Raw genomic sequence first — 22,506 nt, 5'->3', positions numbered from 1 at the left:
ACGGGCTTGTTCAACACCCAAATAAAGTTTCGGCTGCGCGACACTTATTCTTATTTGTTATATTCGTTACTCAGTGGTGAGTAATACATGCATACGCTTTACAATCATAACTATTGTCAATATCAGGTGGACTGATATAAAAACTACGATCGGCGTAAAAATGTACATGTTAATATCTAGCTTGGGCACACCAATACATGCTAAATCTAATAATTTCCCTCTAGTGATGGACTCTAGAAAGCACATAAGTATAAGTGCCAATGCCAATACAATAGAGTAACAAATATTATAATAAAGCTGGTCCAGTAATGACTTCTTGACCGTGTAGAAAGGAACTTTGTTTCTTTCATTTCTCTCAGACAACTTTGAACTTTGGTCATAAACCAAAACTAAGACACTTAAGAGCAGTGCCGTAAATATCGCACCAAAGTTAACCAATAGTGATATCAGGTTATCGTTAAGCTTAAAGCCTGATAAAAAAACCAAAATTCCAAACAAGAGTGGCACAATAAAGAAAGTGAATACATCAACAAGACTAACCTTACTTGATGATGCATCTTTTAATGTGTTTAAGTGACCAAAAATTATGTTGCAAACATTAATTTTCGAGCTCATATGGAACCTCTAAATTCATACCGGGGTACATTGTTTGAGCGTATTCTCTTGAGATTTGTCTAACCCACCAAGTCATAGACTCAAGTAGAGGAACGCCATTATCAAGAACCACTGTCTCATCTATTTCAATTTCACAAACTGTGTTGGTAGAGCGATTGCCGACACAAAATGTTCTCTTTTTTCCGTTTAGCTCTACCACTGTCTTTACTTGAGAACCAAACTCAGAAAGCACTTCCACTGCTTGTAACCTATCGTTACCTCGTGTCATGTAATCTCTAAGTTTTCCTAAGGTACCTTTGCGAGGAGGTTTAATAATTAACTCTTGTTCATTGTGACCTAGTTTTCGTATTTGGTCTGCTGCATCTTTTAAACCAACAAATCTCGTTAACTTGACCTCTTTCGCAGGTGCATCTAACCACGCATGAATCGCCTTATCATACGCAAGAGGATTCATTTGAAGAGTTAGATTGGTTATGTTTTTGAAGTAGGTAGAGAAAAGAACGTAGAAAAGAGTTTTAATGCCATTGCCTCTGTAAGAGTGCAAAAAAGCCATCGCCTCATTTACACCCACGGGGATGTAAAAATGCACGTAATGCTTGAATATCTCAGCATTATTTTGAGCTTTCTCGAAATCAACCTTACCGGTTTCAATATCAATGATATCTGTTTTAATACCATAGTAACCTACGTTGAACCAGCCGTAGATTTCCCGGGTATTCTCGTTAATGGTAAAATCACTAAATTGGTAAACTTGACGAGTATCATCTTTGATTTGGTATGAACCTGAGTTATTCCGAATAAATACCTTTAGGATCTCAAACAAGTCGTACTGCCCAATGCGATCTAAGGTTGAGTACCTTTGCTCTCTTTTACCCTCAAGATCTTTGTTATAACAGCGAAACGAATAAGGAGCAAGAGAATGCATTTCATGCTCGTAAGTCTTAACCATGGCAAAAAGTTCCAAATAACATCAATGCCCGCATTATATGCACACACTCTCATTATTGGTACACATATATGCTCATAGTGTGACTAGAATATAACGCTTTTGTTTAGCGACGCTCCGACAGGAGCGTCCGGTGGAGGCCGCAGGCCGGAACGTACTACAACAATTTGTTTCGCTCGTTCCCACGCTCCGGTGTGGGAGTGTATACGGAGTGTGAATAATGGGTAGAAGTCGTACCTCGTTCCCACGCTCCGGCGTGGTAATGCATATGGAGTGTGAATCATGGGGAGAAGCCGCTATAAAATCACCGAGCCTCACTTACCGCACTTCGTCACCTTGACCGTGCTGCACTGGATCCCGGTATTCACGCGCCCGGACACCGTCAATATCTTGCTCGACTCGTTGCGTTTTTTAAACAAGGACGGTCTAAAGGTATACGCTTGGGTGGTGTTAGAAAACCACTGTCATTTAGTGTTGCAAAGTAAGGCATTGGATCATGATATTGCTCGACTTAAATCATGGACAGCGAGAAATCTGATTCAATACCTTGCTGAGCGCAACGTTAAACAAATTCTGGATCAATTGGCGTTTTATAAAAAAGCCCACAAAGGTGACCGCGCTTATCAGTTTTGGCAGGAGGGTGTGCATCCTGAACTGATACAAAGCGACGCCATGATGTGGCAGAAAATCGACTACATTCATCAAAATCCGGTGAAGCGGGGCTATGTTGATGAAGCGGCTCACTGGCGTTATTCGAGTGCCAGAGATTACATGGGCACGACGGGGCTGCTGGCGGTTTGTCGTGAGTGGTAGCGAGGTAGGCATTCCCACGCGGGAGCGTGGGAACGAGAACACAAAACGTCCCTGTAAATGCCTCTGTAAACGCCCCTGTAAATAATATTGATGCGGAGGATATTCAAGGATTGAAAACGCCGGAGGCCATCATCGCCCTGCTAGCGGCCGATAAAACGCTCACGCGGCCGCAGCTGGCCGAGCGGATCGGCAAAGACATTCGCACCATTGGTCGCGCGTTGGCCAAGTTACAGCAAGCGCAAAGGATTAAACGGGTCGGCTCTGATAAAGCCGGCCATTGGGAGGTTCAATCGTGACACAATTGCTGCGTTTGTTGATAAATTTAAAGGCGTTGGGGGAAAATCTGATTGTTAGAGGATAACTTTGGTATGCATTCCCACGCAGGAGCGTGGGAACGAGTTAAAAGTGCGGGTAGAAAAGCAGGTAGAAACGCGGGTAAAAACTCCAGATCAAGTTTTGAGCTTGTTAGCCAATCAGCCAACCTTAACCTTAGCCGAGATTGCTGCCTACTTAGGCAAATCGCCAAGTACCATTGAACGCGCCGTGGCTAAGTTGAAACAACAAAAGCGACTCGCTTTCCATGGCCCCAAGAAGGGGGGGGTATTGGCAGGTGTTAGATAACAAACTAAAGGATACCTCGTTCCCACGCTCCGGCGTGGGAATGCATATAGAGTGTGAATCATGGGGAGAAGCCGCTACAAAATCACCGAGCCTCACTTACCGCACTTCGTCACCTTGACTGTGCTGCACTGGTTCTCGGTATTCACGCGCCCGGTCACTGTCAATATCTTGCTCGACTTAAATCATGGACGGCGAGAAATCTGATTCAATACCTTGCTGAGCGCAACGTTAAGCAAATTTTGGATCAATTGGCGTTTTATAAAAAAGCCCACAAAGGTGACCGCGCTTATCAGTTTTGGCAGGAGGGTGTGCATCCTGAACTGATACAAAGCGACGCCATGATGTGGCAGAAAATCGACTACATTCATCAAAATCCGGTGAAGCGGGGCTATGTCGATGAAGCAGCTCACTGGCGTTATTCGAGTGCCAGAGATTACATGGGAGCGTCGGGGTTACTGGCGGTTTGTCGTGAGTGGTAGCAAGGTAGGCATTCCCACGCAGGAGCGTGGGAACGAGAGAAAACACCTCGGGAAAAACAGCGTATTGATCACTCGTTCCTACTCTCTGGCGTGACAATGCATAAGGAGTTTGAATCATGGCAGCGAGTCATCACCTCAGTCTATGGACAATGATTTTTCGATATCACAGATGCGTGCCATGAGTACTAAAGGGTCAAACGTTGACTCTTTGAAGCCAAATTTTTTGTAGAACGTTTGCGCACTGGTATCAATGGCATGAACTAAAATGCCCGCGCCACCAACAGCGTTCATTGCTTGTATTGAGCGAATGATACAATCTTTTAAAAGACCGGCTGCAATGCCTTGACCTTGATAGGCGTTATCCACCCCAAGCCTTGCTAAAATCACCATAGGAATCGGGTCAGGGCTATTTCTCCGTAGTGAGCTAAATGCGTGCTCTCTCGATACTGAACCCATGGCAATGGCATAGTACCCAATCACTTGGTGGGCTGCTGTGTCATTGGCAACATACACTCTCGCGGTTCCGCGCTTTTGGCTCTTTAACGCCTGTTTTCTTAACCATGTATCGAGTGCTTCAATACCACATTGAAAGGCATTAATCTGGTGCTCATCAGTCAGTAGTGTGGGGGCACTTATTCCCAAGGCGCTTTCCTATTGAACAGATCCTTCACGCCTTCAAGCGCTCGCGGCTCTGCACGAAGTTCGTTGTCGAAAGCTTCAAACGCCTTTGCTTCAAGGACAAAATCCCGTTGTTCGGCCAGTATGCTCTGCGCTTCATTAAGCGCTGCTTGCTGAATGAATACGGTTCTATCGACTTTTTTCAAACTTGCCGCAGCATCGATAATGTCTCTTACCGATGGCTGTACCCGCATGTTGATTGGCGCTGTTTTTGTAGCCATAACACCATCCTGTGTATCTATTTAATATACACTCTAAATGGTTTTTGTATATAGTCAATAGATATACGTTGTCATTTACGGATAAGCCGCAATATTCTCCGAGCTCCTTTACTGCTAGGCTAGATCTTTTCCGCCAAACTCGGTACATTACACGCAAATAGAAACTATTCTCACTTTTGTTTGGGGCGAAAGCCCTGTCATTAAGCATGTTTGCAGATATCACCATGATAAAATCGTCTTCTTTTCGCCTTGCTTGGGGAGTGGCCGCTTGTTTGGCCCTGACGCCCGTTGCCAGTGCGGATCAGCTCGAACAGGCGCAAGCCATCGAGGGTAACACCACCCAAGAAGCGGCTCAGTCGCAATCTCGTATTAACCGCCGCGCGGACAGCAGTTTAGCCATGCGCCAAGAAATTGAACAAATCCAGGCGCAAATCAGTAACCTCGAAATCTACCGCGATCACTTACAAAACTTAGTCAGCAACCAACAGGCAGAAGCACAAAGCCTGCGCGATCAAATCACCGAGATCAAAGAGACGCGTCAAGGCATTGTGCCGTTGATGTATCGCATGCTCGGCGGGCTTGAGCAGTGGCTTGCTAACGACATTCCGCTCAAAGCCGATCAACGCCAAGCACGTGTTGAAAAACTGAAGGCGATGATGGGCCGCGCCGATGTGGCGGACTCAGAAAAATTCCGTCGTATTCTTGAGGCATATCAGATAGAGCGTGATTACGGCAGCAAACTCGATGCCTACCAAGATACCATTGTGCTTAACGGTCGCGAGCATCAAGTGGATGTCTTGCATCTGGGCCGTGTGTCGCTGGTGGCGCGTCGCCTCGATGGTCAGCAGCATTGGGTGTGGAGCACCCGTGATGAAACCTGGGTCGAGCTAGATGCTAGCGCCGGTGAAGCGGTGGATAAGGCCTTTGCGGTGGCACAAAAACAAGTGGCCCCGTCGTTGTTATCTTTGCCATTAAGTGCCAACCAAGGGGTGAAATCATGAGCTGGAAAACCCTGATTGCCGCCGCCTGTTTGGTCGCGGTTGCCCCTTTGACTCACGCTGATGATTTGGTCGGACAAACTGAGCAAGCTCAGCAGCAGGCACGTGAGCACAACCAAGCGCGTGAAGCACAATTTGCGATGACGGAACGTGAGCTGCGCCAAAAGCGTGATCAGCTCAAGGCAACCCGGAATGCGCTGGAGACGGAAACCGAAAAACTCAGTGATACTTTTAGTGACAACGAGCAGCAATTGGCGTCGTTGGAAGACAAACTTCGCTTAGAGTCGGGCAGTTTAGGTGAGCTATTTGGCGTGGTGCGCCAAGCGAGTAAAACTATTCAAACCGATGGCGTTTCTAGCTATGTGGCGATCACTCAGCCGGCATTTAATCAAACCGTCTCGGATATTGTCGCGGCCGATACATTGCCATCACTCAAGCAGCTCAATGCCCTATGGCAAGGGATGCTGACCCAAATGCAAACCAGCGGTGAGCTGCAAACCGTGTCGTTACCGGTGGTAAATGCGCAAGGTGTGGCATCGGAGCAAGCGGTGGTGCGTGTGGGCAACGTCGGCTTAGTGAATGATCAAGGTTACCTAAATTGGCAAACCGATCGCCAAGTCGCCGTGCCGTATCGCGCCCAACCGGACAATACGTTAACCACGTCAACCCTTGAGCAAGCGGTGTCTTCAGTGGGTGAGACGGTACTGATTGATCCGGCCCGTGGCACGTTGCTCGGCCAGCTAGAAAACGCGCCGAGCCTGGGCGATCGCTTCGCACAAGGCGGCTTTGTTGCCAAAGTGATTGCCACCTTGTTGGCCGTCGGCTTGCTCATTGCGCTATACCGCGGGGCAGTGTTGCTGTCGATTCATGCCAAAATGCATCGCCAATTGAAGCACCCAGACATCCCCGAAGATAACCCTCTTGGCCGTGTGCTTAAGGTTTATCACGATGCGCCCCACCGTGATGTCGAATCGCTCGAGTTACGCTTACTTGAAGCGGTGGTCGATGAGCAGCACGGCTGTGAAAAAGGCCTGTCGATGCTCAAACTCTTGGCGGCGCTTGCCCCTATGCTAGGCCTGTTGGGGACGGTGACAGGGATGATCGAAACCTTCCAGGTGATCACCCAGTTTGGTAATGGTGATCCGAAAGTCATGGCCGATGGGATCTCAATGGCCCTGGTGACCACGGTATTGGGTCTGATTGCGGCGATTCCCTTGCTGTTGGCGCATAATATTCTCAGCGGGCAGGCGGACCATATTCGCGGCATGCTCGAAAAACAAAGCATTAGTTTAGTCGCCGAGCAAGCGGAAACCACAGACAATCAGGCGGCAATCGGACCAACGGCATGATAGACGTCGAGTTATTCTCACAGCTGAATCAGCAAGACTTGGGGAACACCTTGCGCCACTTTATGGCGGAAGGTGGCCCGGTGTTGTGGTGGCTCGGGGCGGTCGTGTTTGTGTGTTGGTTGCTGGTGATTGAACGGCTGTTGTATTTGTTCTCTCGCTTTCCCGCACAGCGTGATGCATGGGTGCGTGCTTGGCAGGCGCGCGCCGATCAGCGCTCTTGGTATGCCCGAGCCATTCGTCAAGGGGTCTTGTTTCAAGCCCAGCAAGAGTTGGGGCGCTATTTAGGATTTATTAAAGCCTTGGTGGCGATTTGTCCGATGCTCGGATTGCTTGGCACGGTGACCGGTATGATCTCTGTGTTTGATGTGATGGCAAGTCAAGGCACTAGCGACCCACGTTTGATGGCATCAGGGATCTCCATGGCAACCTTACCCACCATGGCGGGAATGGTGGCGGCCTTAGCTGGGATGTTTGCCCATGCTCGTTTAGTTAAAGCCTGTCAGCGCCGCGAAATTGCGCTCGAGCAGGCGCTTCGGAGTCAGTAATGCGATTGATTCGAGCCCAAAAACAGCGCGAAGAAGCGCAAGTTGATTTAACCTCCATGTTGGACATTGTGTTCATCATGTTGATCTTTTTTATTGTCACCAGCTCATTTGTGCGCGAGTCAGGCGTTGAAGTGAACCGTCCAGAAGCGAGTCACGCCACCAGCCAGAAAGAGGCCGGTATATTTATTGCGGTGACGGCCTCTAACGAGATCTATATCGATAAACGTCTCGTGGATGTTGAGCGTGTTGAAGCCACGCTAGAGCACTTATTGCTGGATAAACCGGATGCGTCTTTGGTGATTCAGGCTGATGAACTGGCGTATAATGGCACGGTCGTCAAGGTGATGGATGCGGCAAAAGGGGCGGGTATTGGTAGTATTGCGTTGGCAACGGAGTCACCGCAATGAAGCGATGGTTGATTTCAATGCCGGTGGCGTTGGTGTTTACTTTAGGGCTTTTTATGTTGATGGCATTGATGGTAGGCCATAGCAGTCAACGTCCGCAGGAAACATCGTCGTCAACGCGCATCGATATTTTTATGCAAGAGCCGGATACCAAGGTGCAGCGTCGCCAGCGGACTGTGCCAGAGCGGCCTAAACCGCCCGAAGTGCCTGACACACCCACGCCGGTGACGCAATCGCAGTCTACCTCATCACCACAGCCTGATATGCCTAATTTGGATCTGCAAAGTGGGATCCAAGGGGTGATGGTACAAGCGCCTTCATTGGGTGAGCTAAATCTGAATACCGGCCCCAATAACCAACAAGCGATGCCATTGTTCCGGGTGGAGCCCAATTACCCGCCGCGTGCGATGCGCCGAAACTTAGAAGGCTATGTGGTGGTGCGTTTTACCATTGCTCCATCGGGTCGCCCGCAAGATTTAACAGTGGTTGATGCCAATCCACCGCGTGTGTTTGAACGTGAGGCATTACGTGCCCTACGGAAGTGGAAATACGAGCCGAGAGTGGTCGACGGTAATGCGGTGGCGCAACCCGGGCAACAGGTCAAATTGGAGTTTAATTTACGCTGATGTGGAAAAGACTATTTATTGGCGCGTTGCTATTGATGTCGGTGCCTGCTGCCGCGCAGCTTTCGCCATCGGTGGCACGCGCGATTGAAAAAGCACAAACCCTTGAGCAAGATGCAAAACTGGGTGAAGCCATTGCGCTGCTCGATAATTTGAGTGTCAGTCGGGCGTATGACAAAGCGTTTGTGGATCGCTCATTAGGGGTGTTTTATTGGCAATATGGCAATAATGACCAAGCCATTGTGCATATTCAGCGTGCGGTGGACAGTGAGCAGCTGCAAGATGCACAAGCGTGGCAAACCAAGCGCATGTTAGCCGATTTATTGCTGATCGATGGCCAGTATGCGTCGGCGCTGCAATATTACTACCCGTTGGCTCGCGCGATCCCCAAAGAAAAGGCGGATCAAAGTGAAGATGTGTGGCTGCGCATTATGCAGGCACATTATCAGCGTGAACAGTGGAGCCAGGTATTAAAGGCGTATCCCGATTATCAAGATGTGGTCACAAGCACTGCCAGTGTATCGGCCTTATCACTTAAATTAGGGGCTCAGCTTCAGCTTGAGCAATGGCGTGGTGCCACACCGACGCTGAAAGCGTTGATTAAGCGTGAGCCTGACAATAAGCAGTGGTGGCGGCAACTGGCCGGAAACTATGTGCGATTGCAACAGCCAAAAGAGGCAATTAGCACTTACTTACTGGCGCAGCGCCAAGGCATTACCCTTGAGCCAAGCGAACAGCGTACGGTTGCCCAGCTCTATGCCAATGAGGGCGTACCAGAGCGTGCGGCGCAATGGCTAAAACGTTTACCCGCCTCAGAGCAAGATGCGCAAACGCTGGCGCAACAGGCAAGCCTTTGGCAGCAGGCTCGGGAATGGCCACAAGCGATCGGGGCATGGAAACAGGCGGTGAAAAAAGATAGCCAATACCACTGGCAACTCGCGTTAATGCAGATCCAACAAGGCGAGTATCAGCAAGCACTTACTTCGCTTGAGCATGCTGATAAAGGCGCTTCGGACAAAGATATTGCGTTGGCAAAAGTCCAAGCTCACTACAAGCTGAAGCAGTATGATCAGGCACTGAAACAAGCGCGTCTTGCCAAACAGATTGCGCCGGATGATGCAGTAGAAAGCTGGCTGACCTTTTTGAAAAAGCGTCAACAAATGCAGAAGAGCTAAAAATGCAGCAAAGCTAAGCTGCCAAGCGTTCACGGGTGAAGCGATAATGATGCGAGGCGATTATAATACCAAGTGAAAAAACAACGCTAACTAACAAAAAGCCCCAGCCAGGCAGTATGCCAAATGGCTGGGGCTTTTTGGTTTTGTGTCGATATACGGGCTATTCCCGAATCATAGACACAAAAAAAGGACGCCTAGGCGCCCTTTATCAATCAGACTCGGTTTCTTATGCTACAGAAACGTCAGACGCCTGTGGGCCTTTTTGGCCTTGCTCAACGGTGAAGTTCACACGTTGGCCTTCAGTTAGGGTTTTGAAACCGTCACCAACGATAGCACGGAAGTGTACAAACACGTCCTTTTCACCGTTGTCACGAGTAATGAAACCGAAACCTTTCTCTTCGTTAAACCACTTTACGATACCAGTTGCTTGATTAGACATAATCATTCTCTCTTAAATTACTAAAAATAGGATAGCTTTGAACGGAGTCGATGACATGTCTAGAAGCGAAAGTAGGTAACGTTAGAAACTCTATAATATTGATAATAGCGCAGCTTATGTTGACTTTTACTTGATGAATCATTGACGCTCCGTGTTCCAGAGCTGACACCACAATACAGCAATCCACCCACATGTAAAGCCTTTATGATATTTAATTTTCAGGTGCTCTATGTTTGCGGGGAAAACAAAGCAATTTTTGCTTGTGATTCGGTAGGATAGCCAAATTGAGATGAAAAAAAGGACGCCTAAGCGCCCCTTATCAATCAGGTCTGATTTCTTATGCGACAGAAACTTCAGAGGCCTGTGGGCCTTTTTGGCCTTGTTCAACGGTGAAGTTAACTTGTTGACCTTCAGTCAGGGTTTTAAAACCGTCACCAACGATAGCGCGGAAGTGGACAAACACGTCCTTTTCGCCATTTTCGCGGGTGATAAAACCAAACCCTTTTTCTTCGTTAAACCATTTGACGATACCAGTTGCTTGATTAGACATAATCATTCTCTCTTAAATTACAAAAATTAGGATAGCTTTGAACGGAGTCGATGACATGTCTAGAAGCGAAAGCGGGTAACGTTAGAAACTCTATAATACAGATAATAGTGCAGCTTATGTTGCCTTTTACTTGATGAATCATTGACGCTCCGTGTTCCAGAGCTGTGACCACCGTACAGCAATCTGTTCACTTGTAAAGCGATGATGTTCATTTGGACAAAAAAAGGCCAGTCATCGTTGACTGGCCTTAGCAGGGTTAACGTGCAATCAGTGTGCTGTTAAGACAGCAGCTCTTCTGCAGTGTTAACCACGTTTTCAACCGTGAAGCCGAACATTTTGAACAGCTCGTCAGCGGGCGCGGATTCACCGAAGGTGGTCATCCCGACGACGCGACCGTCTAGGCCAACGTACTTGTACCAGTAGTCAGCAATACCCGCTTCAATGGCAATACGAGCGGTGACGTCTGATGGCAATACCGACTCGCGATAAGCGGCATCTTGCTTATCGAATAAGTCAGTGCTTGGCATAGAGACCACACGGACTTGTTTGCCTGCTTCGCCTAGCTGAGCAGCTGATTCAACAGCCAGCTCTACTTCAGAGCCAGTCGCAATAAAGATCAGGTCAGGTTTGCCTGCACAGTCTTTGAGGATATAACCGCCTTTGGCAACGTTCGCCAGTTGGGTCTCGTCGCGCTCTTGCTGAGCCAGGCCTTGACGCGAGAAGATCAGCGCACTTGGGCCGTCTTTACGCTCTACCGCGGCTTTCCACGCTACTGCCGATTCGACTTGGTCACAAGGGCGCCAGGTGCTCATGTTCGGCGTTTGGCGCAGGTTAGCCATTTGCTCGACCGGCTGGTGAGTTGGGCCATCTTCACCCAAGCCAATTGAGTCGTGGGTGTAAACCTGAATGTTCTGCGTTTTCATCAGTGCCGCCATGCGCATGGCATTACGTGCATACTCCATGAAAATCAGGAAGGTCGCCCCGTAAGGAACAAACCCGCCGTGCAGGGCAATACCGTTGATGATGGCGGTCATCCCGAACTCGCGCACACCATAGTGCAGGTAGTTGCCGCTCGCGTCGTCTGCGGTGATCGCTTTCGAGCCTGACCACATGGTCAAGTTAGACGGTGCCAAGTCGGCTGAGCCACCGAGCAGTTCTGGTAGCAGTTTGCCGAACGCTTCTAAGACGTTTTGCGACGCTTTACGTGATGCGATCTTAGCTGGATTGGCTTGCAGATCCGCAATCAGTTTTTGAGTTTCGCTGTCCCAGTTGCTTGGCAGTTCACCGTTCATACGACGGGTAAACTCGGCGGCAAGCTCAGGGTATTGTGCTTGATATGCGGCAAACTGCTCGTTCCAAGCTGCTTCTTTAGCTGCGCCGGCTTCTTTGGCGTCCCACTGTGCATAGATGTCTTGTGGGATCTCGAAAGGCGCGTGTTCCCAACCTAGGAATTCACGTGCGGCTTGTACTTCGTCATCACCCAGCGGCGCGCCGTGACAATCGTGGCTGCCTGATTTATTTGGCGAGCCATAACCGATGGTGGTTTTGGTGCAGATCAGCGTCGGTTTGCCGGTTTCGGCTTTCGCAGCGCTCAATGCAGCTTGAATCGCATCCGCATCGTGGCCATCGACAGCGGGGATCACATGCCAACCGTAAGATTCAAAACGCTTAGCGGTGTCGTCAGAGAACCAACCCTCAACGTGACCGTCGATTGAGATGCCGTTGTCATCCCAGAATGCGATCAATTTACCGAGACCTAGCGTGCCCGCCAGTGAGCACGATTCGTGAGAGATGCCTTCCATCAAGCAGCCATCACCCAAGAATGCGTAGGTGTGGTGATCGACGATGTTGTGACCGTCACGGTTAAATTGTGCTGCCAGTGCTTTTTCAGCAACGGCCATACCGACGGCGTTGGTAATCCCTTGGCCGAGTGGGCCAGTGGTGGTTTCAATACCCGGTGCATAGCCATATTCAGGGTGGCCTGGGGTATTCGAGTGCAATTGACGGAACTGCTTCAGATCGTCGATAGCAAGATCGTAGCCAGTCAGGTGCAACAATGAATAGATCAACATTGAGCCGTGGCCGTTTGAGAGCACAAAGCGATCACGGTTAGCCCAATCTGGGTTTTGCGGGTTATGATTCATGTGGTCACGCCACAATACTTCGGCGATATCGGCCATGCCCATTGGGGCGCCTGGGTGACCAGATTTGGCTTTTTGAACACCGTCCATCGCAAGGGCGCGGATGGCGTTGGCTAACATTTTGCGTTCCATGTGTTTACCTACAGGTTGAACAGGTGAAATAAGAGAAAACGATATCATAAAAGCGGCCTAAACCGCTTTTATTGTGTTAAATCACGCTTTGGGTTGGATCACAGTTGTTCGCGAATCATGTCTTCAAGTTTACCTTGATCGACCGCGAAGTTTCGGATGCCTTCAGCAAGTTTTTCGATGGCCATCGGATCTTGGTTGTGTTCCCACAAGAATTCCGCATGGGTCATTGCTGCTGGGCGTTGCTCGGTGGCGCCTGTGTCTTTTAGCTTCACAGGAATATCGCCTTCAGCATCGCTTAGCTCTTGCAACAATTGTGGGCTGATCGTGAGGCGGTCACAGCCGGCTAATTCTAGGATCTCACCGGCATTGCGGAAGCTTGCGCCCATCACAACGGTGTCGTAGCCGTGTGCTTTGTAGTAGTTATAAATGGTGGTAACGGACTTCACGCCTGGGTCTTCTGCAGGCTCAAAATCACGGCCTTCTTTGGCTTTGTACCAATCCATAATACGGCCAACAAACGGTGAAATCAGGTAAGCGCCGGCTTCTGCGCAGGCACGTGCTTGTGCGAACGAGAATAATAGCGTCAGGTTACAATTGATCCCTTCTTTTTCCAGGATTTCAGCGGCACGAATGCCTTCCCAGGTTGAAGCCAGTTTGATCAGGATACGATCGTTGCTGATCCCCGCTTCGTTGTACATGCTGATCAGCTTACGTGCTTTAGCAACGCTTGCGTCGGTGTCATAGGATAAACGGGCATCGACTTCTGTGGAGATGCGACCAGGAATGACATTAAGAATTTCTTTACCGATGTTCACTGCGAGGCGGTCACAGGTATCGGCGATTTGTTGGTCGGCATCACTGCTGTGTGATTTCGCATACGCAATCGCTTCATCAATCAATGGCGCATACTCTTTGATTTGCGCGGCTTTCAGGATCAGCGAAGGGTTGGTGGTTGCGTCTTGCGGTTGGTACTTTTTAATCGCTTCGATATCGCCTGTGTCTGCGACAACGGTGGTTAGGGCTCGGAGTTGGTCCAGTTTGTTGCTCATCTTCACTCACCTTCTTTACGTGGTAGGCCCAGACGCCGAGTTACGTGCTAACGCTTGATCTGAATATGAACAGATGCAACGCGTCTGAGCAAATGATGTGACGATCTTTGAGTTTTTTACGCCACTTGTCAATTGTATTGCGATATAAAGAGAGTTACGTCTCACTCTTTTGTCACGAATTTACTCATCCTGTTGAAATGTGAACACGCTTTCATCAGGTGCAGGCTCCGACATATTCAGCAGGGCCATTGCGCAGCTTGCACTGGTCGCGAGTACATCGATAACGCCCGTTCTCAGCGCACCGAGTATCGATAAGGCTTTGCGGCTCTCGCTCGCCATGGCAATAACACTCGGAATACGTGCCAAATCTGGCATCGCCAGTCCAACCACACGACCACGCATCAGGTTATCCGTGGGTTGTCCGTCAAGTCGGAAGAAATCAAAACCGCCGATGTCTCCGACAATACCATGATTCACCCGTGCTTCAACAAACTCGCGTGCGGTAAAGCAACCCAATTTGACCATATGACTATTCTCATCCATATCGCCAATGCCGACCAGTGCAAACTCTGCTTTTCTGGCCTGGTTCAAGGTTTCACTGATATTCGGATGGGACACGAACACCTGTTGAATCGACTCATTATCCACATACGCTGGGGCGTATAGGGTTTCACTGCTCCCCCCAAACTTTTTGGCTAATCGTCGACAGATATGATCGGCATTAAACGCGTCACCGCTGCGGTGTGTGCCGCCTATTGCGCAAACAAACCGGGCTTGACGATGCGAGACAACACCCGGGTGATCGGCGACCGCTGCGACATTTTGACCTTGGCCCACCGCAACCACCATGCCATCGTTAAGGTTACCGTCAAGATAAGAGGATACCAAGGTCGCGACTTGTGTACGTTGTTCTTCGGCGCTCGGTTGGTCGAGTGAAATTAAGGCGCGTTTAAGGTTAAACCTGGCCATCAATCGCTGTTCGAGCTGGGCACTGTGTACGGGATGGAATTTGACCGTGATTTCTACAATACCTTCTTCACGCGCTTTACGTAAAAGACGGCTTACTTTGGGGCGACTGATTTTATATTTGCGAGCAATTTCTTCCTGAGTCGCGCTTTGTTGATAGTACAAAATGGCGATTTCAGTTAATAAGTCGGTGTCTTCGTGATAGTGATCAGGGGGCGTTGATATGCTCATGCTCGATGGTCTCGCGACTGAACGGTACCTTAGGTTGCGTTTAAAGGCACGATGAATGCAATGCTTACCAGTATACGCCTGTTATACAAAACGAACAAATGTTCTGTCGCGATACCAATGTTCATAAGCTGTTACGGTGCTCGGTTATCGATTGACGAGAATATCGTTGAAATCGCGAGCAAACGAGAATGCGTGGTGTGCTCTGTTTGAAAAAGTAGCCATTGCTATCTAAGTTTATTAGTGCTCGTTCAAACAAAACTACTAGCGGCTGTGTAGAAGAGACTCGCGGCTACGTAGAAAAATAGCATGATGACGAGCTTGTCTTTGGCTAAGGGAGTGTGGCTTGATGCACGCACTACAATCACGACAACCCCTGATCTGGGGGGCGACATTGCTCGCATTACTCGCCTTGAGTACGTTCGGGGTGTGGATTGCTGATCTCAGTGAGGGTACGACCGAAGAGCAGCCTCTTCTTGACGTAAACTATAGTTACTTTGTTGACGAGACGAACGAGCTATCACTAGATTATGTGATGGCACATGCCCCTTTCACGTCGGTATCAGAGCCAACCCACATTCCATGGAAATTAGCTTACCAAACGTACTGGATCAACATCGGCTTTGATTATACGGGCCTCACTGAGCGGCCGATACATGTGATCACTGATAACCCTTCAATTGATTATCTTGACGCTTATCACGTCCTCGATGGTGAACAGATTCGCTCGCGTGTAAAAGCTGGCGATATTACACCAGAAAGACTGAACCGCTTGCCCTTACCGTCCTCAGTGCCCGTGACCTTGCTCCCTGAGCATGCTAATCAGCTTTTGATCAAAGTAACGTCACGAGACATGGCAACCATGCCACTATGGGTGATGGATCATGGGCGCTATGACCATTTCGCCAAATCACTGCATTTGGTATGGGGCGGATTTATGAGTTTTGCCATGCTGATGGCACTCTATAGCGCCGGTGTCTATGTATACAGTCGGCAGCGCGTGTACTTAATTTATGTGTTTGCAACTGTGTTGAGTGCGTTAGTGGTGAGTGTGAATCATGGCTTTAGTCGTTACTTTGTCCCTGATTTTGTCCAGATATTTATCAGTAATCACTTGGTGGCACTCACTGTTTGTTTATTAACGGTCGGGTTATGGTTTACCTATTTTTTCTTAGATTTTACGCGTAGTCCTATTCATCAACGCGCGCGATCTCTATTTTTAATCACGACGGGTGGGCTGCTCGGTCTCGCATTACTGAGCTTTATTACGCCGGCTTATATGTCTGCCTCTTTTGTTCTCATTGCGCAAATCCCAGTCTACGGAGTGATTATTTATTACTTGTGGCAGCAATGGCAGCCGAGTAAATACTGGTTGTTTCTATTTATTTTGTGTTGGCTACCCGCAATGGCTGGCGGACTGACATTCTACGCACTGATGCTGAATTACATTGAGTACACTCTGTTGTCAAGTTATGTCTTGATGCTAGCGCTTGCGCTAACCATGATTCTATTTTCTCTGGCGGTTGCCGAGCGGTTTCGTTTTCAAAGGATGCAGGAAATGCGAGCGCTGACTCATGATACCTTGAGTTGCCTTCCTAATAACAACGTATTGCACATGGTGATCAGCGACCTCATTAGCCGCAACAACAATTTCAATTTGTGCTGTTTATCGATTGATAACTATAACAATTTATTGCCTTATCTAGATGAAAGTGCACGCGATGAATATATCAATGCGATTGCTGCACGTATGAATGACACCTTAGCGGTTCAGCCGGTACAAGCGATCAAAACGGACAGTGATATGCCCAGCCACCGCCTGGGCTGCCTAAAAGAAGGGGTGTTTGCTTTTTTAATTGAGGATGTGGATCGCAAGACGTGTGACCAGGTGCTAACTGCTGTAGTTGATAGCTTAAATGGTGATTTATGCGTGGGATCCTTTGTTACGCAAGTCAATGTGCGTATCGGTGTTTGTCACTATCCAACCGATGGTGAGCATCCAGGATTACTCATTAGCCGAGCGTTAAATGCCATTGACCAGCACCGTCCTTTTGTTGGCAGCTATGCGCACTTTAATTCTCATGAGCAGCGACACCATCAGCTACATGTCTCGCTCGTCACGGATTTAAAAGATGCGATTGAGAATGATGGGTTGGAGCTCTATCACCAACCGCAAATTGATTTACGCACAGGCTCTATCCATGGCTCAGAGGTGCTGGCACGTTGGACGCACCCAGAGTATGGCCAGATATCGCCTGAGGTGTTTGTACGAATGGCCGAGGATGTCGGGATTATTAATAGTCTTACCCTTTGGGTGATTAAGCGTGCTTTTCAGCAGCAAGCGCAGCTTATTAACCGTGGCCACTGTCGTCGGCTTTCGGTCAACATTAGTGCGTCTGATATCTATATCCCTGATTTGGCCAATCGTGTGGTTAAACTGGCTCGAGAGTGCCATATACCCACGAATTTAATTTCACTCGAACTGACCGAATCGATCATGGTGGAAGATTACAATTGGCTCAAGCAGTTGATTGCAGATCTATCGGCAAACGGTATTGAAGTCTCTATCGATGATTACGGGACAGGGTATTCGTCTTTGTACTTTCTATCTCAATTGCCTTTCACTGAGCTTAAGATTGATCGCAGCTTCGTGCGAGATCTTCCCAAAAGTAGCCGCCACCAAAGTATTGTTCGTGCAACCACCGATATGGCGCGATCGTTAGGGGTGATGGTGGTTGCCGAAGGGGTTGAGAGTGAAGAGGCCGAGAGCTTGCTTCGGCGTTATGGTGTGGACGTTTCGCAGGGCTACTACTATTCACGCCCCTTACCGTTTAGCCAATACCAAGCGTACGTGGAACGAATGGACAGTGCGCAGCCGAGTACAGTGATACGTGAACGAAATCGGCGCTCTTCATCTGGGTAGGTGGATCTCAAAAAGCGTAAACCGTTCGCAAGAGCGACGGATATTATGAGGTTCAGTTTTGTAGCGTCATCGCGAGTGCATCGCGTAAATGTCCGTTGGCTTGCTCAAGATGCTTTCTTGCTAAATGCGGGTCCTGCCCGGTTAACACCATAAAAATGGCTACCTTAACCTCACCGTCGGCATGGGACAGAGCCTGAACCGCGGTCGCTTCATCACAACCTGTCGCTTCCATCACGATCAGGGTTGAGCGTGTCACCAGTTTTTGATTGGTGGCTTTTACATCGACCATTAAGTTTTGATAACACTTACCGATTTTGACCATGGCGGCAGTGGTTAATAGGTTTAGTACTAACTTTTGCGCGGTGCCAGACTTCATACGGGTTGAGCCGGTGAGCGCTTCTGGGCCGACCTCGGGCGTTATCGCGATATCAGCATGCGCATTGATCGCGGCGTTGGGGTTACATGATAAGGCGATGGTGACAGCACCTTGTTGCTTAGCAAATTCAAGCGCGCCGACCACATACGGCGTTCGGCCACTGGCGGCAATACCGACGACAACATCTTTCGAACTGAGGTGTTGGGCGTCTAGATCCGCGACACCTGCCTTTGGATCATCTTCCGCTCCCTCTTGGGCGATAAACATCGCTTTTTCGCCTCCGGCAATAAGGCCAATTACCTGTTCATGTCCGACCCCGAATGTAGGCGGGCACTCAACGGCATCTAATACACCCAGGCGTCCACTGGTGCCCGCGCCAATATAGATAAGCCGGCCTCCCGCGTTAAACCCGGCTACGATGTGGTCGACAGCGTCAGCGATAGCGGGAAGTTGTGATTGGACTGCAAGTGCGACGCCTTGGTCTTCGGCATTAATCATGGTCACCAAGCCAAGTGTATCTTGCTGATCGAGTCCGTAAGTGTGGGGATTACGCGTTTCGGATAATAAATGCTTGAGTTGCTCGACGCTGGGGGCTGTCATTGATGTTCCTTAATAGGGTAGATAGATGGCACCTAAGCAACACGCTTGGCTGGCGCCGGTCACGGCAGGGACGTTGCCAGGCTGGTGGTTGAGTGTTTGTTTAGCAAGCCATGCAAAGGCAATGGCTTCCATATCGTCACAACGGATCCCGACTTCATCGGTTTGAGCGATTGCCCAGTTGGGCATGGCTTGTTGCAGCGCGAGCATTAACGTTTGATTATGTGCTCCCCCACCACAAACAAAGATGCGTCCGCGCTTTAGCGGTCGTATGGCCATGGCGATACTCTCAACGGTGAGTGCCAAAAGTGTTGCTTGTACCTGATCGGGGGAGAGCGAAAACGCGAGCAACTGACGGTCGAGCCAGTCGAGGTTAAAATATTCTCGACCTGTGCTTTTGGGCGCAGGGCGAGAAAAGTAAGCATCCGACAGTAGCCGTTGGAGCAGGGGCTGATAAGGCGCACAGCTTGCCGCCCATTCACCATCTCGATCATAGGCTTGATGGCGATGTCGTTGTGTCCACGCATCCATTAGCATGTTGCCGGGTCCGGTGTCGTAGCCATATAACGGGCGATCAGGGCATATCATTGAGACATTAGCGATGCCGCCGATATTGACCACCGCAGTCGGTTGTTCGCTATCGGAAAAGTAATCGTTATGAAATGCGGGCACCAGTGGTGCACCTTGGCCACCATACGCCATATCTTTGCGACGAAAATCGGCAACAGTGGTAATACCGGTTCGAGCGGCAATCACATTAGCGTCGCCAAGTTGCATGGTAAACGGGTAATCCCCACTTGGCTGGTGATACACCGTTTGTCCATGACAGCCTATCGCGGCGACATGCTTAGGCAATAAGGCGGCGTGTTCGAGCAAGGTATTAATCGCCGCGGCATAACATTCGCCTAAGCGACGATCGAGCTCACCGAGCGTTGTCACTGACACAGGGTGATCTCGGCTTAACGTAATCACCGTGGCTTTAATGTCTTGCGGTATCGGATCACTGTATCGCGCAATTGACTCGACCTGACCGGCTTGGGTAAACCTGACAGCGACGGCATCGATATTATCTAAACTGGTTCCTGACATGACACCAATATAGATATCGGCTCCAGAGTATGACATGTGGCTGTTCCTTGCATAATGACGACGGTACGATAGCAGTAATGCGCAATGGGTATACACAAACAGCGAGTATAAACAGATTGCGATATCTCGCAAAGTGCTTGATTATTCGTCTGTGATAAACGCAGGATGAAGGAGACATAATGGGACCCGTTTGGCTCGATGTGCACGCAGAGCAAATCGATAATGAAGAGAAAGAAATTCTCGCGCATCCGAGCGTCGGTGGCGTGATTTTGTTTGCCCGCAACTATTACGATTCCGCGCAGCTTCGCGCACTGACACAGTCTATTCGTGCGGCGGCAGGCCGAGATATCTTGATTGGTGTGGATCAAGAAGGTGGACGCGTTCAACGCTTTCGAGAAGCGTTTACGCCGATCCCGGCCGCACAGTCTTATCATGCACTTGGTGCAGCCACAGAGATGGCTGAGCAAGCCGGATGGTTGATGGCCGCCGAGTTAATTGCGCATGGGATTGATTTGAGCTTTGCACCTGTGCTTGATCGCGGCTTTGCGTGTGCCGCCATTAAAGATCGCGCGTTCGGTGAAGAACAACAGGTGGTGACACAATACGCCAGCGCCTTTTCAATGGGTATGCGCCGTGCCGGCATGGCAACTACCGGGAAGCATTTTCCGGGGCATGGTGCTGTGTTAGAAGACTCTCATTTAGTCACCCCTGAAGATCCGCGTGATATTCTGCAGTCGTCTGATTTCGCTATTTTTAAAGCGTTTATTGAACAAGGCTTATTGGATGCGGTTATGCCTGCGCATGTGGTCTATCCGCAGCATGATACACAGCCTGCCAGTGGCTCACGCTATTGGCTAACTCATATTTTGCGTCAGCAACTCGGATTTAAAGGGATTATCTTCTCGGATGACTTAAGCATGGGTGGGGCGCATGTGTTTGGTGATGCCCCTTCTCGTGCTAAGGCAGCACTGGATGCAGGGTGTGATATGACGCTGATCTGCAATGATCGCGCAAGTGCGGTGTCGGTTTTAGATGCATTACCGATTCAATCCGTGCCAATGGCAGATGCACTCCGGGTACGGACGCCGATTGATTGGCAGACACTTAAGCAAAATCCATTGTGGCAAACGACGCATGCCGTATTAACGGCGTTCGATACCCATTGGCGAACGATGCAAGCCTAACACCGTCTCGGTGATAAGTGGCAACAAAAAGGCAACGCCGACGCATTGCCTTTTTTAATTTTGACGACAAACGTATCAACGCAGTTAGCGGTCATCACCGAAGTAGCTGTCCTCTTGCTGAGGTCGGTGCGCGCGTTTGCTTTGACGTTTTTTGCCTTTTTTGCCGTGTGACATATCGTCATCAAAATCGTCGTGGTGGCGAGATTTAAACTTCTCTTTTTGTTGAGAGCCGTGTTTTAACCATTGATCCCACTGTGCCATGGTGGTGCTTTCCTAACGCTTGTTGATTTTTAAGGCTACGTGTAGCCGGATGATTAGGCAGTATGTTGTTGCCTAACAATTTTAAGATAGCCGAAAAATGCCCCACCGACTAGTGAAATTCGCCGCAAACGACCGTTTTTTTAACCGGCGTAAAGCTGACCGTTTGATTCTATTAACTGACTGATTAAATTGCTTTTATCGTTGTTCGTCAGCCAGATAAGGTGAAGAGGATGGGTAAGCGCTTGTACTTTATCAACTAAATGAAGTCGTTTGCTGTCTAGGTACTGTTGAATCGCCAAGGAAGGCAGAAATGCGATGCCGCCATGTGTGAGCAAATAGTTTAACGCCAGGTGGCACGACTGGGTGTGTAACACCGGTGGGCGCTGTAACTGCGCTATTTGGCTTTGTGCACTCGCAAATTGTGTGCCCCAGTCAAGATAGATAAGCGGTAGCTCATCACTCTTATCCAGGTGAAGATGAGCGACGTGGCTGACCAGCTGTAATTGATAATTGCCAAGGTGATGAGACTGCAGCCCTTCAAGTTTTGGTAACTCTGACGTTAGGCCCGCGTCGATGCGCTTCTCAATTAAATGGCGAGCGAGTAATTGCCTTGGCGTTGATTCAGCACGGAGTAGCCAGTCGGTATGGTCTGCACCTATCTGATTTATCCATGCGCTTACGCCATCAAGCTCCCATAACATCGGTGACGCCCCAAATGTTAATTGGCTACTGGCGGCTTGTATGGCACTGACATCGTGTTGCGCACGTTGCCAAGTTTGCAGCATAGTTTCTGCATAGGGAAATAAACGCTCACCTGCTTCTGTGAGGCGAACATTATTGCGCTGACGAATAAACAGTGCGGTGCCTAACTGGGTTTCGAGTTGGCGAATACGAAAGCTGACTGCGGATTGGGTCAGATAAAGATTATCCGCCGCATGACCGAAATGGCGGGTCTTGCTGACTTCAATAAATGTACGCAGCAGTTGAATATCCAATACTTATATCCTCGTGACTGGATTTTTAGTATCGAGATAAATAACGCGAAACAGCGATATCGTCAAGGGAGACGACGCGGGCGTTAGGTTGAACTATCGATAACAATCG

24 protein-coding genes are annotated in these 22,506 nt (G+C 49.2%); 12 read left to right on the top strand and 12 right to left on the bottom strand.

What is annotated here, in order from left to right; translation table 11 throughout:
• Window positions 1-598 precede the first annotated feature (598 nt).
• Window positions 599-1,564 (bottom strand): hypothetical protein, encoded by a 966-nt coding sequence (locus BZG75_RS03180; protein WP_241824061.1) that lies wholly within the window; start codon window positions 1,562-1,564, stop codon window positions 599-601.
• A gap of 279 nt (window positions 1,565-1,843) precedes the next feature.
• Here BZG75_RS03180 and BZG75_RS03175 point away from each other — a divergent pair, with 279 nt between their 5' ends.
• The 4 genes from BZG75_RS03175 (at window position 1,844) to BZG75_RS03160 (ending at window position 3,474) form a co-directional block, all read left to right on the top strand.
• Window positions 1,844-2,374 carry an REP-associated tyrosine transposase gene (locus tag BZG75_RS03175; protein WP_077460837.1) on the top strand — a complete coding sequence of 177 codons (531 nt, stop codon included), beginning with the start codon at window positions 1,844-1,846 and terminating at the stop codon, window positions 2,372-2,374.
• Window positions 2,375-2,400: 26 nt separating this feature from the next.
• On the top strand, window positions 2,401-2,670 hold the full coding sequence (locus tag BZG75_RS03170) for a winged helix-turn-helix transcriptional regulator (RefSeq protein WP_077460838.1): 270 nt from the start codon (window positions 2,401-2,403) through the stop codon (window positions 2,668-2,670).
• Between the two features lie 109 nt (window positions 2,671-2,779).
• Window positions 2,780-2,995: a MarR family transcriptional regulator gene (locus BZG75_RS15365; RefSeq protein ID WP_199878838.1), complete on the top strand. Its 216-nt coding sequence runs from the start codon at window positions 2,780-2,782 to the stop codon at window positions 2,993-2,995.
• 53 nt (window positions 2,996-3,048) lie between these two features.
• Window positions 3,049-3,474 carry a hypothetical protein gene (locus BZG75_RS03160; RefSeq protein WP_199878837.1) on the top strand — a complete coding sequence of 142 codons (426 nt, stop codon included), beginning with the start codon at window positions 3,049-3,051 and terminating at the stop codon, window positions 3,472-3,474.
• Window positions 3,475-3,609: 135 nt separating this feature from the next.
• Here the strand turns inward: BZG75_RS03160 and BZG75_RS03155 are convergent, their stop codons facing one another.
• Complete coding sequence (locus BZG75_RS03155; protein ID WP_021023795.1) at window positions 3,610-4,116, bottom strand: GNAT family N-acetyltransferase; 507 nt, start codon at window positions 4,114-4,116, stop codon at window positions 3,610-3,612.
• Entirely contained in the window at window positions 4,107-4,373 is a 267-nt protein-coding gene (locus tag BZG75_RS03150; protein WP_077576147.1) for a type II toxin-antitoxin system TacA family antitoxin, read from the bottom strand. Before BZG75_RS03150 ends, BZG75_RS03155 begins: the two co-directional genes overlap by 10 nt.
• A 224-nt stretch (window positions 4,374-4,597) precedes the next feature.
• Here BZG75_RS03150 and BZG75_RS03145 point away from each other — a divergent pair, with 224 nt between their 5' ends.
• Genes BZG75_RS03145 through BZG75_RS03120 form a run of 6 tightly spaced genes read left to right on the top strand, consistent with a single transcriptional unit; the run spans window position 4,598 to window position 9,467 of the window.
• On the top strand, window positions 4,598-5,374 hold the full coding sequence (locus BZG75_RS03145; RefSeq protein ID WP_108742876.1) for a DUF3450 domain-containing protein: 777 nt from the start codon (window positions 4,598-4,600) through the stop codon (window positions 5,372-5,374).
• Window positions 5,371-6,720, top strand: coding sequence for a MotA/TolQ/ExbB proton channel family protein (locus BZG75_RS03140; protein WP_077576145.1), 1,350 nt, complete (start codon window positions 5,371-5,373; stop codon window positions 6,718-6,720). The genes BZG75_RS03145 and BZG75_RS03140 overlap by 4 nt, the downstream gene beginning before the upstream one ends.
• On the top strand, window positions 6,717-7,265 hold the full coding sequence (locus BZG75_RS03135) for a MotA/TolQ/ExbB proton channel family protein (RefSeq protein WP_021023791.1): 549 nt from the start codon (window positions 6,717-6,719) through the stop codon (window positions 7,263-7,265). The genes BZG75_RS03140 and BZG75_RS03135 overlap by 4 nt, the downstream gene beginning before the upstream one ends.
• A complete protein-coding gene (locus BZG75_RS03130; protein WP_021023790.1) occupies window positions 7,265-7,672 on the top strand; it encodes an ExbD/TolR family protein in 408 nt (135 codons plus the stop codon). Before BZG75_RS03135 ends, BZG75_RS03130 begins: the two co-directional genes overlap by 1 nt.
• A complete protein-coding gene (locus tag BZG75_RS03125; RefSeq protein WP_077576144.1) occupies window positions 7,669-8,295 on the top strand; it encodes an energy transducer TonB in 627 nt (208 codons plus the stop codon). Before BZG75_RS03130 ends, BZG75_RS03125 begins: the two co-directional genes overlap by 4 nt.
• Window positions 8,295-9,467, top strand: a complete 1,173-nt coding sequence (locus BZG75_RS03120; protein ID WP_077576143.1) for a tetratricopeptide repeat protein — start codon at window positions 8,295-8,297, stop codon at window positions 9,465-9,467. Before BZG75_RS03125 ends, BZG75_RS03120 begins: the two co-directional genes overlap by 1 nt.
• A gap of 226 nt (window positions 9,468-9,693) precedes the next feature.
• Here the strand turns inward: BZG75_RS03120 and cspE (BZG75_RS03115) are convergent, their stop codons facing one another.
• The 5 genes from cspE (BZG75_RS03115) to BZG75_RS03095 all read right to left on the bottom strand — a co-directional run bounded on the left by cspE (BZG75_RS03115) (window position 9,694) and on the right by BZG75_RS03095 (window position 14,975).
• A complete protein-coding gene (gene cspE, locus BZG75_RS03115) occupies window positions 9,694-9,906 on the bottom strand; it encodes a transcription antiterminator/RNA stability regulator CspE (protein ID WP_021023787.1) in 213 nt (70 codons plus the stop codon).
• A 337-nt stretch (window positions 9,907-10,243) separates the two neighbouring features.
• Window positions 10,244-10,456: a transcription antiterminator/RNA stability regulator CspE gene (cspE, locus tag BZG75_RS03110; RefSeq protein ID WP_077460844.1), complete on the bottom strand. Its 213-nt coding sequence runs from the start codon at window positions 10,454-10,456 to the stop codon at window positions 10,244-10,246.
• A 278-nt stretch (window positions 10,457-10,734) separates the two neighbouring features.
• A complete protein-coding gene (tkt, locus tag BZG75_RS03105) occupies window positions 10,735-12,729 on the bottom strand; it encodes a transketolase (protein ID WP_077576141.1) in 1,995 nt (664 codons plus the stop codon).
• Window positions 12,730-12,827: 98 nt separating this feature from the next.
• Entirely contained in the window at window positions 12,828-13,778 is a 951-nt protein-coding gene (tal, locus tag BZG75_RS03100) for a transaldolase (RefSeq protein ID WP_077460846.1), read from the bottom strand.
• Window positions 13,779-13,958: 180 nt separating this feature from the next.
• Complete coding sequence (locus BZG75_RS03095) at window positions 13,959-14,975, bottom strand: sugar-binding transcriptional regulator (protein ID WP_077460847.1); 1,017 nt, start codon at window positions 14,973-14,975, stop codon at window positions 13,959-13,961.
• A gap of 346 nt (window positions 14,976-15,321) precedes the next feature.
• Between BZG75_RS03095 and BZG75_RS03090 the strand changes: the two genes are divergently transcribed.
• Complete coding sequence (locus BZG75_RS03090; protein ID WP_077460848.1) at window positions 15,322-17,895, top strand: EAL domain-containing protein; 2,574 nt, start codon at window positions 15,322-15,324, stop codon at window positions 17,893-17,895.
• A 52-nt stretch (window positions 17,896-17,947) separates the two neighbouring features.
• Here BZG75_RS03090 and murQ read toward each other — a convergent pair whose 3' ends face one another.
• Window positions 17,948-18,871 carry an N-acetylmuramic acid 6-phosphate etherase gene (murQ, locus tag BZG75_RS03085; protein WP_077460849.1) on the bottom strand — a complete coding sequence of 308 codons (924 nt, stop codon included), beginning with the start codon at window positions 18,869-18,871 and terminating at the stop codon, window positions 17,948-17,950.
• Between the two features lie 9 nt (window positions 18,872-18,880).
• Window positions 18,881-19,993: an anhydro-N-acetylmuramic acid kinase gene (locus BZG75_RS03080; RefSeq protein ID WP_077460850.1), complete on the bottom strand. Its 1,113-nt coding sequence runs from the start codon at window positions 19,991-19,993 to the stop codon at window positions 18,881-18,883.
• 143 nt (window positions 19,994-20,136) lie between these two features.
• Between BZG75_RS03080 and nagZ the strand changes: the two genes are divergently transcribed.
• Window positions 20,137-21,141: a beta-N-acetylhexosaminidase gene (gene nagZ / locus BZG75_RS03075; protein WP_021023779.1), complete on the top strand. Its 1,005-nt coding sequence runs from the start codon at window positions 20,137-20,139 to the stop codon at window positions 21,139-21,141.
• An 84-nt stretch (window positions 21,142-21,225) separates the two neighbouring features.
• Here the strand turns inward: nagZ and BZG75_RS15300 are convergent, their stop codons facing one another.
• Entirely contained in the window at window positions 21,226-21,402 is a 177-nt protein-coding gene (locus BZG75_RS15300; protein ID WP_158009955.1) for a hypothetical protein, read from the bottom strand.
• A 140-nt stretch (window positions 21,403-21,542) separates the two neighbouring features.
• Entirely contained in the window at window positions 21,543-22,397 is an 855-nt protein-coding gene (hdfR, locus tag BZG75_RS03070; RefSeq protein WP_077460851.1) for an HTH-type transcriptional regulator HdfR, read from the bottom strand.
• Window positions 22,398-22,506: the final 109 nt, after the last annotated feature.

The sequence above is a fragment of the Salinivibrio sp. AR640 genome, from assembly GCF_001995405.1.
GTDB classification, from domain to species: Bacteria; Pseudomonadota; Gammaproteobacteria; order Enterobacterales; family Vibrionaceae; genus Salinivibrio; species Salinivibrio costicola.
This window is presented reverse-complemented; position numbering and strand designations above follow the sequence as displayed.